Annotated in this window: 11 protein-coding genes; 6 read left to right on the forward strand and 5 right to left on the reverse strand. The window is 74.2% G+C overall.

Annotation, left to right across the window (positions count from 1 at the left end; genetic code table 11):
• Positions 1-72 precede the first annotated feature (72 nt).
• The gene (locus OG948_RS04100) at positions 73-915 is read right to left on the reverse strand and encodes an SDR family NAD(P)-dependent oxidoreductase (RefSeq protein ID WP_406293912.1); all 843 of its coding nucleotides are present in this window, start codon (positions 913-915) and stop codon (positions 73-75) included.
• A gap of 142 nt (positions 916-1,057) precedes the next feature.
• On the opposite strand from OG948_RS04100, the gene OG948_RS04105 reads away from it, so the two are divergent.
• A complete protein-coding gene (locus tag OG948_RS04105; RefSeq protein ID WP_406293913.1) occupies positions 1,058-2,680 on the forward strand; it encodes an acyl-CoA dehydrogenase family protein in 1,623 nt (540 codons plus the stop codon).
• A gap of 78 nt (positions 2,681-2,758) precedes the next feature.
• On the forward strand, positions 2,759-3,421 hold the full coding sequence (locus OG948_RS04110) for an HAD family hydrolase (RefSeq protein ID WP_406293915.1): 663 nt from the start codon (positions 2,759-2,761) through the stop codon (positions 3,419-3,421).
• 54 nt (positions 3,422-3,475) lie between these two features.
• Here the strand turns inward: OG948_RS04110 and OG948_RS04115 are convergent, their stop codons facing one another.
• A complete protein-coding gene (locus tag OG948_RS04115) occupies positions 3,476-4,351 on the reverse strand; it encodes an alpha/beta fold hydrolase (protein ID WP_406293917.1) in 876 nt (291 codons plus the stop codon).
• Between the two features lie 247 nt (positions 4,352-4,598).
• Between OG948_RS04115 and OG948_RS04120 the strand changes: the two genes are divergently transcribed.
• On the forward strand, positions 4,599-8,663 hold the full coding sequence (locus OG948_RS04120; RefSeq protein WP_406293919.1) for a BTAD domain-containing putative transcriptional regulator: 4,065 nt from the start codon (positions 4,599-4,601) through the stop codon (positions 8,661-8,663).
• On the opposite strand, the gene OG948_RS04125 is transcribed toward OG948_RS04120, so the two are convergent.
• On the reverse strand, positions 8,660-9,334 hold the full coding sequence (locus OG948_RS04125) for a TetR/AcrR family transcriptional regulator (protein ID WP_406293920.1): 675 nt from the start codon (positions 9,332-9,334) through the stop codon (positions 8,660-8,662). The two genes, OG948_RS04120 and OG948_RS04125, sit on opposite strands and share 4 nt — an antisense overlap.
• 210 nt (positions 9,335-9,544) lie before the next feature.
• Here OG948_RS04125 and OG948_RS04130 point away from each other — a divergent pair, with 210 nt between their 5' ends.
• Positions 9,545-11,158, forward strand: a complete 1,614-nt coding sequence (locus tag OG948_RS04130) for an MFS transporter (RefSeq protein WP_406293921.1) — start codon at positions 9,545-9,547, stop codon at positions 11,156-11,158.
• Positions 11,159-11,261: 103 nt separating this feature from the next.
• Here OG948_RS04130 and OG948_RS04135 read toward each other — a convergent pair whose 3' ends face one another.
• Positions 11,262-12,113, reverse strand: a complete 852-nt coding sequence (locus tag OG948_RS04135; RefSeq protein ID WP_406300175.1) for a phosphotransferase family protein — start codon at positions 12,111-12,113, stop codon at positions 11,262-11,264.
• A 211-nt stretch (positions 12,114-12,324) separates the two neighbouring features.
• Between OG948_RS04135 and OG948_RS04140 the strand changes: the two genes are divergently transcribed.
• Together OG948_RS04140 and OG948_RS04145 are read left to right on the forward strand one after the other, a co-directional pair.
• Positions 12,325-12,816, forward strand: coding sequence for a hypothetical protein (locus tag OG948_RS04140; protein WP_406293923.1), 492 nt, complete (start codon positions 12,325-12,327; stop codon positions 12,814-12,816).
• Between the two features lie 37 nt (positions 12,817-12,853).
• Positions 12,854-13,651, forward strand: a complete 798-nt coding sequence (locus OG948_RS04145; protein WP_406293924.1) for a TetR/AcrR family transcriptional regulator — start codon at positions 12,854-12,856, stop codon at positions 13,649-13,651.
• 45 nt (positions 13,652-13,696) lie between these two features.
• Here OG948_RS04145 and OG948_RS04150 read toward each other — a convergent pair whose 3' ends face one another.
• Positions 13,697-13,963, reverse strand: a complete 267-nt coding sequence (locus OG948_RS04150) for a helix-turn-helix domain-containing protein (protein WP_406293925.1) — start codon at positions 13,961-13,963, stop codon at positions 13,697-13,699.
• Between the last annotated feature and the right edge of the window lie 45 nt (positions 13,964-14,008).

Here is a 14,008-nt window from a genome sequence, read left to right on the forward strand (position 1 = left end):
CCGCGCGCTCGTCCCGTCGCGCGACGCGGATCCCTCGCACGCGACGGCGGACGGCGGCATCGGACCCGCCGCTCAGGCGTCCGCCGGATGCAGTTCCTTCCACACCCGCTGGGCGAACACCGTCGTGCCCGCGTGTGCGTCGGCCTCCTCGGCGGTGGCCAGCCAGCCGACGATCTCGCCCGGGATGTCGGGCGTGGCGGCGGTGAAGTTGGCCTGGAGGTGGCCGCCGGATCCGCGCGCCTTCTGGGATTCGGTGAGCACGAAACCGGGGTCCACGTTGAACGCGCGCAGCCCGCGCTCGCGATACTCGGCGTGCAGCACGCCGGCGACCCGCCCGAACGCGGCCTTGGACGCGGCGTAGCCGACCCCCCAGCCGCCCGCGCCGGCCGGGCCGGGCGGATCGAGTCGGACCGAGCCCGACGTCATGTTCACCACGTGACTGCGCGGGTGCTCCAACAGGTGCGGCAACAACCTTTGGATCAGTACCAGTTGGTGCAGGTAGTTGCCCACGAGCAGGTTCTGTGCGGCCTCGATCGGCAGGTCGAGGATCCGGTCCATCGCGCCGGGGCCCTGGTATATGGCGTTGTTGAAGAGCAGATCGACGCGCCCCCACGTGCCCAGCGCGGTGTCGCACGCGTCGAGGATGGACCGCCGGTCCATCAGGTCCATCCGGATCGGCAGCGCCCGCCGGCCCAGCGCCTCGATCTCGCCGGCGGTGGTCTCCAGACTGCCGGGGATCGCGAACGGCGTGGGGTCGGCGGTGGACGACGTGGGCCCGCCGCGCCCCTCCCCCTCGCGCACGGTACGGGCGGTGAGCACCACGTCGTAGCCGGCGCGGGCGAGGGCGAGGGCGCCGCAACGGCCGATTCCGCGACTGGCACCGGTGACGAAGGCGACGGGAGTGTGCTGAGGCATGCGCCGACCATGCCGGATTACCTTGACAGAATCCAGTAAATCTTCGAATCCGTCGAATCCCGCGGCGAGCCGCGCACGACACGTGCCGAGCAGCGTGCGCCCGGTCTTGTTACCGACGCGTAGCGCTGCTTGACTGCTGGACATGTCGACGCACGAGGTCACCAACCAGGTCCCGGCTCCGACCGCGCGGGACACCGCCGCCGATCCCGCGCTGTACGAGGCGCTGCACCGCGAGGGCGCCGGCTGGGCCGAGGCCGAGGTCCGTGCACTCGGGCTGCGCGCGTGGGAGGAGCCGGCCCAGGAGTGGGGTCGGCTGGCCAACGAGCACGAGCCGATCCTGCGCAGCCACGACCGCCACGGGCACCGGATCGACGAGGTCGAGTTCCACCCGGCGTGGCACGAGCTGATGACCGTCGCGGTGGAGCACGGCCTGCACGCGAGCCCGTGGCGCGAGGACCGCCCGGGCGCGCACGTCGCGCGCGCGGCGAAGCTGTACGCGTGGAGCCAGGTCGAGGCGGGCCACATGTGCCCGATCTCGATGACCTACGCCTCGGTGCCCGCGCTCCGCGTGCAGCCGGAACTGGCCGAACTCTACGAGCCGTTGCTGGCCTCGCGCCGCTACGACTTCGGGCTGCGCGAGCCGTCCGGCAAGCTCGGGCTGATCGCGGGCATGTCGATGACCGAGAAGCAGGGCGGCTCGGACGTCCGCACCAACACCACACGCGCGGTGCCCTCGGCGGACGGCTCCTACCGGCTGACCGGGCACAAGTGGTTCACCTCCGCGCCGATGTCCGACCTGTTCCTGACCCTGGCCCAGGCCCCGGGCGGGCTCTCCTGCTTCCTGGTCCCGCGCGTGTTGCCGGACGGCAGCCGCAACACGTTCCACCTGATGCGCCTCAAGGACAAGCTCGGCAACCGCTCCAACGCGTCGGCGGAGATCGAGTACGAGGGCGCGTACGCCCGCCTGATCGGCGCCGAGGGCCAGGGCGTGCGCACCATCGTCACGATGGTCAACGCCACCCGGCTCGACTGCGTGATCGGGGCCGCGTGCGGGATGCGGGTCGGCGCGGTCAGGGCCGCGCATCACGCGGCGCACCGACGGGCGTTCGGTGCGGCGCTGATCGATCAGCCGCTGATGCGCAACGTACTGGCCGACCTGGTGATCGAGTCCGAGGCCGCGACCACGGTGGCGCTGCGGCTGGCCGGCGCCGGCGATCGTGCGCTGCGCGGGGACGCGGGCGAGGCGGCGTTTCGCCGGATCGCGGTCGCGGTGTCGAAGTACTGGGTGTGCAAGCGCGGCCCGGCGCACGCGGCCGAGGCGCTGGAATGTCTGGGCGGCAACGGCTACGTGGAGGAGTCGGGGCTGCCCCGGCTGTACCGCGAGGCGCCGCTGGTGTCGATCTGGGAGGGCTCGGGCAACGTCGCCGCGCTCGACGCGTTGCGCGCGATGGCCCGCGAACCGGCGTGTGTGGACGCCTTCTTCGCCGAGGTCGACTCGGCGGCCGGCGCGGATCACCGACTGGACGAGGCGGTGGCGGCGCTGCGCAAGGAACTGGCCGACCCGAACGACGCGCAGTTCCGGGCCCGGCGGATCGTCGAGACGATGGCGGTGGTGCTCCAGGGCGCGCTGCTGGTGCGCGCCGCGAGCCCGGCGGCCGACGCGTTCTGCGCCACCCGCCTGGCCCGCGAGGGCGGCCACGCCTTCGGCACCCTCCCGGCGGGCACCGACACGGGCGCGTTGTTGTCCCGGGTGCGGGAGGAGTAGGTGCCGGCCCGAGCCTTCCGGCCCCGCCGCCCCTGCCCCGGGCTCCGTACGGACGAAACGCCGTTCTAGGCTCCGGTCATGATCAACTCCGTTCGACTGGTGATCTTCGACTGTGACGGCGTCCTGGTGGACAGCGAGCCGATCGCGATCCGCGTACACGTGGCGCTCGGCGCCGAGCACGGCTGGCCGCTCACCCCGGCCGAGGTGGTCGAGCGCTTCGTCGGCCGCTCCTCGGCGGCGATCGCCGAGCAGATCGCCGAGCGCGTCGGAGCGGACACCGCCGCCGAGTGGACACGCGGCTTCGAGAGCCGGCACGCGGCCGAGGTGGACACCGCGCTGAGCCCGGTCGAGGGCATCGAGTACGCCGTGGACACCCTCGCCGAACTCGGCCTCGCCACGTGCGTGGCGTCCAGCGGCGGCCACGCCAAGATGGCGCACACCCTGGGCCGCACCGGCCTGTACGAGCGGTTCGCCGGCCGCATCTTCAGCGCCACCGAGGTCGCCCACGGCAAGCCCGCACCCGACGTGTTCCTGCACGCCGCCCGCCGCATGGGGGTGTCGCCCGAGCACTGCGTCGTGGTCGAGGACAGCGTCAACGGCCTGCTCGCCGCCCGCGCGGCCGGGATGCGCGCCTTCGCCTACACGACGGACCTGATCGCGCCGCACCTCTTGGAGGGTCCGGGCACCACGCTGTTCAAGTCCATGCGCGACCTGCCCGCCCTGATCACCGACCTGGGCTGATCCGTACGGGAATTCGGACCCGCGTCCCCGTTCGGGGATTCGGGCCCGGGTCGCTCAGCGGAACAGCTCGCGCAGGGTGCCGCCCACCTGCGTGGGCGCCTCCTCGGCCATGAAGTGTCCGCACGACACCGTGGTGTGCCGCAGGTCCGGCGCCCACGCCCGCCAGCGGGCCGCCGCGTCGAAGCCCAACGCGGCACCCCAGTCCTGTTGGAGTACGGCCACCGGCATCCGCAGCCGATTCCCCGCCCGCCGATCCGCCTCGTCGTGCTCGACGTCGATCAGCGCCGACGCGCGGTAGTCGGCCACGATCGAGGGGATCGCCTCCCGCGAGGCCCGCAGGTAGGCGGCCCGGACATCGGCCGGAATCGCCGCCGGATCGTTGCTCCACAGGTCCAGGAAGTGGCCGAAGAAGGCGTCCGGGCTGCCGGCGATCAACTGCTCCGGGAGCCCGACCGGCTGCGCCATCAGATAGAGGTGGAAGCCGACGGCGGCGGAGGTGCCACGCAGGACGTCCCACATGTCCAGGGTCGGCAGTACGTCCAACGACGCCAATCGGCGGACCGCGTCCGGGTGGTCGAGCCCGGTCCGGAACCCGACCAGCGCACCCCGATCGTGGCCGGCCAGCGCGAACCGCTCGTGGCCCAGGGCGCGGGCGAGCGCCACCACGTCCGCGGCCATCGTGCGCTTGGCGTAGGTCAGCCCGTCCCGGTCCACCGGCTTGTCGCTGTCACCGTAACCGCGCAGGTCCGGACAGATGACCGTGTGGTCGGCGGCCAGGTCGGCCGCGACATGCCGCCACATCAGATGGGTCTGCGGAAAGCCGTGCAACAACACGACCGGGCGGCCCGACCCGCCCACGGCGACGTTGAGCGCGACGCCGTCGTCGACGGCGACCCGGCGGTAGTCGAAATCGGGAATCCTGAGGGTCATCGGTCTTCCTTCGGTGGGTGTGCCGACCGGGTCGGCACGGCGGATCGAGGACGGCTTCAGCCTGCGGCCCGCGGATCAGCGATCGATGAGCACCCGATGAGCGACGTCGGCGCGACCGCCGCCGGCGGCGGCGTCGGACCGACCCCGATCCGCGCCCGCGACGCGCCTGGCACCCGCGCCGAACAGGGTGTTCGCCGGCTCCGGGATAGGTTGGCCGGGATCGGGCGGGACCGGAGAAGGGTGTGGCGTGACGTCGTCGGTGCGCTTCGTCGTACTCGGCCCGGTGACCGCCGAGGACGCGCACGGACCGGTGGACCTCAAGGGCCCCCGACACCGCGCCGTACTGGCCCGGCTGCTGATCGCCCGCGGCCGGGTCGTCCCGGTCGACCGGCTCGTCGGCGACCTGTGGACGGACCCGCCGGCGAGCGCCGTGGCCAGCATCCGCACCTTCGTCTCCGCGCTGCGCCGGGCCGTCGAGCCCGACCGGGCCCCGCGCGCACCCGCCGGCCTGCTGGTCACCACCGGCCCCGGCTACGCGCTGCGGCCCGCCCCCGACGCGGTGGACGCGTGGCGGTTCGAGGCTGCCGTACAGGAATGCGGACACCTGCTCGACGCCGACCGGCCGCACCCCGCGCTCACCGGGATGACCGCGGCGCTGGCACTGTGGCGCGGACCCGCTTACGCGGAGTTCGCCGACCAGCCCTGGGCGCTGGGCGAGGTGGCCCGACTCGACGAGCTGCGCCTGCTCGCGGTGGAACGGCGGGCCCGCGCCGCCCTCGCCCTGAACCGGGCCGCCGAGACGGTGCCGGACCTGGAGGCGCACGTCCGGGAACACCCGTGGCGCGAGGACGCCTGGGCCCTGCTCGCGCTGGCGCTGTACCGCACCGGCCGCCAGACCGAGGCCCTCGCGCTGCTTCGCCGGGCCCGCCGGGCGCTCGCCACCGAACTGGGCCTGACCCCGAGCCCCGACCTGCGCCGACTGGAAACCGACATCCTCCGCCAGGCACCACACCTGAACCGGACGGCCCACCTCCCGGACGGCCGAGCCGATCCCCGAACCGCACGGCCGGCACACCCGACACCACCGACACACTCGCCCGCCGAGCACACCTCGGGCGACCAGCCGCACCCGCACCCGATCGGGACCCCGCAACCGCCCGCGCGCTCGCCCGACGAACCCACCATCGGCAACCCACCGCACTCCCACACCACCGAGACCCCCGCACCACCTGCGCACTCGCCCGCCGAGCACACCCCGGGCGACCAGCCTCACCCGCACCCGATCGGGCCCCCGGCACCTTCTGCGGGCTCGCTCCACGACACCACCTCGGGCAACCCTCCGCGCCCGCACCCCGCCGAGAGCCCGGCACCACACCCGGCACCACCCGCGCACCCACCCGACGAGCACATTCCCGGCAATGGCCGGCCGCGTCCGCACACCACCGGAACCCCGGCACCGCCCGCGCGCTCGCCCGACGAACCCACCCCCGGCGACCCGCCGCCGCAGCCGTCGCCGGCCCACGGCCCGCCACCGCGCGTCACGCCGCCCTCGTCGCCCCCGCGTCCCACCGGCGACCGGACGCCGCGCACCACACCACCCACAGGCGCGGCGACGAACCGGGAAGCGCGTCCCGACCCCGACCCGACCGGCCGTCCCGCCCCCACGGGCGTACCCGCACTCGTACCCGCGCCTCCGGACACCGCGGGCGCGCCGTCGGCCGACGCGCCCTTCGTGGGTCGGGGCGCCGAGCTGCACCGGCTCACCGCGACCGCCGAATCCGTCGCGGCGCGCCGCCGGCTCCAGCCGGCGCTGATCTCCGGTGAGGCCGGCGCGGGCAAGACCGCGCTGGCCAGGGCGCTGACCCGGCACCTGGCCGAGCGCGGCTGGACCACGGCGTGGGGGCGAAGCCCGGAGTACGCCGACGCGCCCGCCGCCTGGCCGTGGATCGAGATCGGCACCGAACTCGCCGAGGCCGGCCACCCGTTCGACCCGTCGCACACCGAGACCGGCCACCCGCCCCAGCCGTCGCACGCCGAAACCGGCCACTCGTTCGAGCCGCGCGCCGCCGACCCCGATCCGGATCGGCCGCCCACCGATCCGGCCGCCGCCCGGTTCCACCGCTACCTGGCGCTGGTGGCGCATCTGTCCGAGGTCGCCGCGCACGGGCCGCTCCTGCTGGTTCTCGACGACCTGCACTGGGCCGGCGAGCAGACCCTCGCCGTGCTCACCGCGCTCACCGCACGACCCCTCGACCGCCCGGTGCTGGTGCTGGGCACCTACCGGGACACCGAGGTCTCCGCCGCGCTCACGCACGCCCTCGGCCGGATCGCGCGCGCCGAGCCGACCCGGGTCCAACTGGCCGGGCTGCCCGAACCGCACGTGCGCGAGCTGGTCCGGGCCGCCGCCGGTCGGGACGTGGACGACCCGACCGCGCGCGCGATCCACCGGCGCACCGCGGGCAATCCGTTCTTCGTCCGTGAACTTGCCCGGCTGCTCGCCGACTCCGACGCGCACGCCGACGTGCTCGCGGGCGTCCCGGCGGGTGTGCGGGACGTGATCCGGCATCGGCTGGCCGGTCTGCCGGAGGAGTCCCGCGCGGTGCTCCGGCACGCCGCCGTGCTCGGCCTCGACGTCGACCTGGACCTGTTGATCGCGCTGACCGGCGACGAGGAGGCCACGCTGGACGCGGTCGAGTTCGCGCTGCCGGCCGGTTTCCTGCTCGACGCGGGCCCGGACCGGGTGCGTTTCGCGCACGCCCTGGTTCGCGACACGCTGTACGGCGACCTGCCGCGCGCCCGCCGCGCCCGTGGGCACGCCGCCGCCGCACACGCCCTGGAACGCCTGCGACCCGAGGATGTCGACGCGCTCGCCCACCATTTCGTTCGGGCCGAGGGCCGGGTGCCGGCCGAACGCACCGCGCGCTACGCCCGGGCCGCCGCCGAACGGGCCGAACGGCGGTTCGCTCCGCACGAGGCGGCCGGGTGGTGGCGCGCGGCGGTCGACGCGTGGGATCGCGCCTCGGCCGAGGGCGACTCCACCGCCGACCGCGCCCGGGCCCGACTGGACGCGGTGATGGGCCTGGTCCGGGCGCTGGCCTTCGCGGGCGAGTTGGGCGCGGCCCGCCGACATCGGGACCAAGCCGTCGCCGCGGCCGAGGAATTGGGCGACGCGCCGCGGACCGCACGGGTGATCGGCGCCTTCGACGTGCCCGCGATCTGGCCCCGCACCGACGACACGGAATCGGCCCGCCGTGTCGTCGCGGCCACCGAACGCACCCTGGCCGCATTGCCCTCCGACGCGGACGAGGCGCGCGGCCGGCTGCTGAGCACGCTCGCCCTGGAACTGCGCGGCGCCACCGGCGACCGGGGGCGGGACGCGGCCCGCGAGGCGGAGGCGATCGCGCGCCGCGTCGACGACCCGGCCCTGCTCGCCTTCGCGCTGGACGGCCGCTTCCTGCACACCTTCGAACGAGCCGGCCTCGCGACCCAACGCGCGGCGATCGGCGCCGAGTTGCTCGACCTCGCACAGCGTCGGCAACTCCCGGCGTTCGAGGTGCTCGCCCACCTGATCCTGCTCCAGGCACACGCCGCCCGGGCCGACTTCGCCGCCGCCGACCGGCACGCCGCGTCGGTCGATCGCATCGCCGAGCGCTACGAGCTCCCCCTGGTGTCCGTGTTCACCGACGGCTACGCCGCGCTGCGGCTGACCGTCGCGAACCGTCCGGGGTCGGCGGCCGCGTACCGGGAGCTCGCGGCCCGGCTGCCGGGGACCGGAATGCACGGAATGGCGGACGGCTTCCTGCCGTTCGCGCTCGCCTGCCTGCGGGTCCAGGCCGATCGTCCGGTCGAGCCGACACCGGAGGCCGGGCCCGACCCGGACACGCCGTGGATCCGCCCGCTCGAACTGCTCGCGGCCGGGCGCCGGGGCGCAGCGGCCGAGGCGTTGCGGCAGCTCCCCGAGTCACCGTGCGACCTGCTCCTGGAGGCCCGTCTGTGCCTGGCCGCCCGGGCCGCCGTCGCACTCGACGATCGGCCCGCGATGGCCCGGATCCGTGCCGCACTGCTGCCCGCGGTGGCCGAACTGGCGGGCGCGGGCAGTGGGTTGCTCACCCTGGGCCCCGTCGCCCGACACCTGGGCGACCTGTGCGCCGCGACCGGCCGCCCCGCCGAGGCCCGCGAACACTACCGACGGGCGCTGGACCTGGCCCACCACGCCGCGGCACCACACTGGATCACCGCGATCCGGGCCGCCCTGACCGAATCCGGCGACGACCGGGCCGGTCCCGAGACCCGGACAGACCCCGAGCCCTAGACGTCGTCCGACGCCGCGACCCGCGCGACCACGTCGATCGCCCGCTCGGCCGGCACGCCCAGCGCCACCAGCGAGGCCACCGCCTGGTCCCCCGCCGTCACCCGCATGTCCTCGTTGACCCCCTGGAGCAGCGCGACACACATGCCCTCCAGCGCGAGCGCCAGCACCGGCGCGGGCAGGTGGTCGGCGAACACGCCCGCGCGCTGTCCGGCGGTGATCAGCGCGATCGAGCGTTCCCGTACCGGAGCCAGCATCGCCGGGATCCCGCCATCGCCCAGATTGCGTTGGGCGAAGCTGATCAGCAGCCGGTATCGATCGCCGCCGCGCCACGCGGCGAGGGCGAACCGGGCCAGCGCCTCATCCGGCGAGTCCTCGTCCCGCGTCGCGTCCTCGACCGCGCCCAGGATGTCCCGGCGGGCCTCCTCGGCCAGCCCCGCGACCAGCGCCTCGCGGCTGGGGAAGTGCCCGTACACCGTGCGCCGCACCACGCCCACCGCCCGCGCGATGTCGTCCATCGACGCGTCCGCGTCACGGATCAGTTCGGTCCTGGCCACCGCGAGGATGCGCTCCCGGTTGGACTGCGCGTTGCGCCGACGCGGCGGCGCGGCGGACCCGGCCTCCTCGTGGCCGGCTGCGGCCGGAGCCGGCTCGGCTCCCGGTTTCGTCTGCATCGCGCGTTCCTCTCTGGGGTGACCTGGAGCCTGCCAGAAATCCGCTCCCGACGGCAGCGACGCGACACACCGAACCGGTGCGGCGGCGAATCGTCGGATTCACCCCGACTCGTTCCTTCATATTTGCACAGCACTGTGCAATCAACTAAGTTGCACATCGTTGTGCAATTACTGCGGCTGCGCCGGCCGCCTGCTCCGAAAGGCGTTCCGATGTCCGTATTCGCCACCACTCCGGTCGACCGGATGGATCGGCCGTACTCACGCCGCTGGTGGGCCCTGGGCGTGCTGTGCCTGAGCCTGCTGATCATCGTCATGGCCAACACGTCGCTGATCGTGGCCGCTCCCGACATGACCCGCGACCTGGGCCTGTCCGGCCGCGACCTGCAATGGGTGATCGACGCCTACACCGTGCCGTACGCGGCGCTGATGCTGATCCTGGGCGCGATCGGCGACAAGTACAGCCGGCGCGGCGCGCTGATCACCGGCCTGGTGATCTTCGCCGCGGGCTCGGTCGGCGGTTCCCTGGTGCACTCGACCTCGGGTGTGATCATCGCCCGCGCGGTGATGGGCCTGGGCGCCGCGGTGATCATGCCCGCGACGTTGTCCCTGCTGGTCGCCTCCTTCCCGCGCGGCGAGCGGGCCAAGGCGATCACCGCGTGGACCGCGACCTCGGGTCTGGCCATCGCACTCGGCCCGCTGCTCGCGGGTTGGCTGCTGGAGAGCCACGCGTGGGGCTCCACGTTCCTGATCAACGTGCCGGTCGCGCTGATCGCCGTGGTCGCCGCCCTGGTCGTGGTCCCGCCGTCGAAGGCGCACGACTACGGCCGACTCGACCTGGTCGGCGGCGCGCTCTCGATCGCGACGCTGGGCTCGCTGGTGTACGCGATCATCGAGGGTCCGCACTTCGGCTGGGGCACCGGCCCGGTGACCGCGCTGGTCGTCTTCGTGATCGGTCTGGGCGCCTTCATCGCCTGGGAACTGCGGCACCCGCGCCCGATCTTCGACCTGCGCAAGTTCGGCGAGCGGGTGTTCTCCGGCTCGATGCTCGCCGTCCTGCTGTTCTTCCTGGGCACCTTCGGCGCGATCTACTTCCTCACCCAGCACCTCCAGTTCGTGCTCGGGTACACCCCACTGGAGACCGGCGTGCGACTGCTCCCGCTGGCCGGCGCGGTGTGCCTGGGCGCGATCGCCACCGGGCAACTCACCCCGCGGCTGGGCATGCGCGTGACGGTGACCACCGGCATGGCGCTGGGCACGATCGGCGTGCTGCTGATGACACGCGTCTCGGACGGCTCGGGCTACGGCGCCTTCCTCGCCCCGCTGCTGCTGCTCGGCGTCGCGATCGGCCTGAGCGTGTCGCCCTGCACGGAGGCGATCATGGGCTCGTTCCCGGAGAACGAACTGGGCGCGGGCGGCGGCGTCAACGACACCGCCGTGGAACTGGGCGGCGCGCTGGGCATCGCGATCCTGGGCTCGGTGCTGGCCACCTCGTACGAGTCGGAGCTGACCGAGGCCGTCGACGGCAAGCTGCCCCCGGCCGCGATGGACGTGGCCACGGACTCGATCGGCGGCGCGCTCGCCGCGGCCGAGCAGGTCGGCCGCGTCGCGGGTCCGGAGCAGGCACAGGCACTGGTCCAGGCCGCCGACCACGCGTTCACCCAGGCGGTCGCGCACACCAGCCTGGTCGGCGGCATCGTGCTCGCCGCGGGCACCGTCCTGGTCGGCCTGATCCTGCCGAACCGGGCCCGCACCCAGGCCGCGCGCGCGGACGTGACGGACGCGGATGTCGACGCGCCGGAGCGGGAGAAGGAGTCGGTGGGCTGAGTCGGCGGCACGCCGGACAAGGGCGGTCGACCTCGCGTCGGCCGCCCTTTCGGCTGTCCTGCGGCTGTCCTGCGGCTGTCCCGGTCCGCGACCTCGGGCCGCCTCAGCCCCTGGGCAGGGTCCGTACCGCGCGGCCGACCCACGCCTCGAAGCGCTGCCACTCGACGAGTTCCTCGCGGGTCTTCGGCTCCGGCCAGTCCAGCAGCGCGTCGCCCGCGTCGAGCAGATCCCAGTAGGGATGGTGGTCGTCGGTCCGACCGGATGCCTTGGCGTACGCGGGCAGGAACTCCTCGGCGACGGCCACCCCATGACTCAGCGCGAGATTGAGCCGGATCCGGGCCAGGTCGATGCCGCGCGGACCGACGCAGCCGGTGGTCCAGTCCACGACGCCGCCGATCCGCTCGCCCACCCAGAGGAGTTGCTCGGCGTGGAAGTCGCGGTGAATGAAACCCGGCGCCGCGTAGGGGGGTTCCTCGGCCGGCGCGTCGAGCATGCGCCGCCACACGTGTGGGCGGGTGGTCCAGGTCGGCACGGTCCGCGCGCCGTCGACCGCCGGGTCGTAGTAGGGCGCGTACTGCGCCGAACCCGCGTCGCCCGGGTCCACCGCGTGGATGGTCGCCAGCAACTCGGCGGCGTGCCGGAGCAGTACGGCCGGTTCGGCGGGCGGCTCCGGTGTGCCGGGAACACGCGTGGTCAGCAGCGCCGGGGCCGGGCCCTCGAGTCGGGCCGCGATCAACTCGGGTGCGGGGACCGGGGTATCGGCGAGCAACCGCAGCGTCCGGGCCTCCTGCTCCGGTCGGTACCACGGGTCCGCGGCCAATCGCTCCGAATCGTGGAAGACCCGCAGGACCAGGTCGCCGACGCCGTACAGCCGGTTGGCGCCTTCGCCCATGGGCTCGATCGGGAGGTCGCCGACGAGTTCGCGCAGCCAGGCGAGGGTCTCGGTGTTCGGCATGGGCACGGACGGGGCTCCTGTTCGTCGGGGTCGGCCGCGCGTCCGGCCGAGCCCGGCATCGCGACCCCGACCACCGCGCGGCGATCCGAGGACAAGCCTGCCAGGCCGGCCGCCGAGCTTGAACTTCACACACGTTGACTTTAAGTCCGCGCACTCGCCAGGATGACTTAGGCAAGCCTTACTTCGTTTCGATTCCCGGGGGTGGCGGCTGATGGGCCTGAGCTTCTCCCCCGACGCGTCCCGGCCGGACTTCCTGCCGGGCCTGCTGGTGTGGGGCGTGGGCAGCGGCCTCGCGTCGAGTCCGGTGATGTCGATCGCGGTGAACACGGTGCCGGCCGAGCGGGCCGGGATGGCGTCCGGAACGGCGAACGGGCTGTTCCCGATCGGCGCGGCGGTGGGGATCGCGGTGCTGGGCGTGCCGTTCGCCGCCCGGTTCGACGCGGTGGTCGGCGCGCGGGCCGGGGTCCCGGACGCGGTCCGCGCGCGGATCGTGGCCGCCGCGCGGGACGGCGACGCGGACCGGGTCCGGGATCTGACGCCGGCCCGGGGCGGCGAGGCGGTGACCGCGGCGATCGAGCACGCGTACGCGGCGGGCGCCTCGGTGGTGATGTACGGCGTCGCGGCGCTCGCCCTGGCCACCGCCGCCCTCGCGCTGATCCTGGTCCGCCAACGCGACCTGGTCCCCCGGGATGCCCCGGCGTGACGCGGGTCGCCGATCGGCTCGGCCTATCCTGGGCGTCATGTCCACCGGCCCCACCCGCAAGCGCCCCACCCATCGCGGCGGTCGGCCGACCCTCACCCGCGAGGGCATCGGGCGGGCCGCACTGGAGTTGGTCGCGCGGGACGGCGGGGCGGAGCTGACCATGCGCTCGCTCGCCGCGCACCTGGGCGTGTCGCCGCGCGCGCTGTACAACTACGCGACGGACCGCCGGGCCGTACTCGAACTGGCCGCGCCGGCGTGGCAGTCGGACTGGCTGGTGCCCGAACTGGACCCGGCCCGCCCGGCCGAGAGCGTGCGCGCGCTGTGCACGGGGATGCGCGCGTGGTATCGCCGGCACCCGCGCGCGGTGACCATCGCGGTGGACGAGAACCTGACCGCCGCGATCCACCCGCGCACACCGCGCAACAACGAGGCGATCCTGACCTTCCTGGTCGCGGTCGGCCCGGACCTGGTCACCGCGAACCGGATCTTCCGCGAACTGGTCCTGCGGGTCGCGGCGTTCGTGCGGCTCAACGACGCCTGGCACGACGCGCCGCCCGCCGACCTCGACCCCGAGACCTGGGACGCCGCCCCCGCCGTGTGGCTGCCCCCCGGCCCGGCCGCGAGCGCCGAACTGCCCACCACGGGCCGGATCGCCGCGTCGGTCCCGGTGGACTCGATCGACGAACAGTTCGCCTTCACGGTGGACCTGCTGATCGCGAGCATCCAGGCGCTGATCCACCGACCGGGCGCACCGGCAGACCGCCCGGGCGAACCGACCGGCCGAGCCCGAGCCCGCCGGACGGCGCCGAGGCTCGGGGCCGGGCCGTGGACATGACGGAACCAGGCCGGGCCGTGGACGGCGCCGGGCCTCGGGCGGAACCTAAGCCGAGAGCACGTCCGGATCCGGGATCGCGCACGCCGCCGCGACCTCGTCCAGGGACAGGCCCAGTTCCAGGGCGAGCGCGGCGATCGTGAAGAACGCGGGTGTGGGCGCGCGGCCCGTCTCGATCTTGCGCAGCGTTTCCGGCGACAGACCCGCCGCGATGGCGACGTGGCCGATGCTGCGCTCTCCGCGCGCACCGCGCAACAACGCGCCCAGATGCAGGCCGCGCTCGCGCTCCAGTGGGGTCAGTGGGGTTCGGACCATGACCATGATACTAATACCGGTATAAGAATTGGTCGAGGAGGGACC

The organism is Embleya sp. NBC_00888, assembly GCF_045207655.1.
Classification (GTDB): domain Bacteria; phylum Actinomycetota; class Actinomycetes; order Streptomycetales; family Streptomycetaceae; genus Embleya.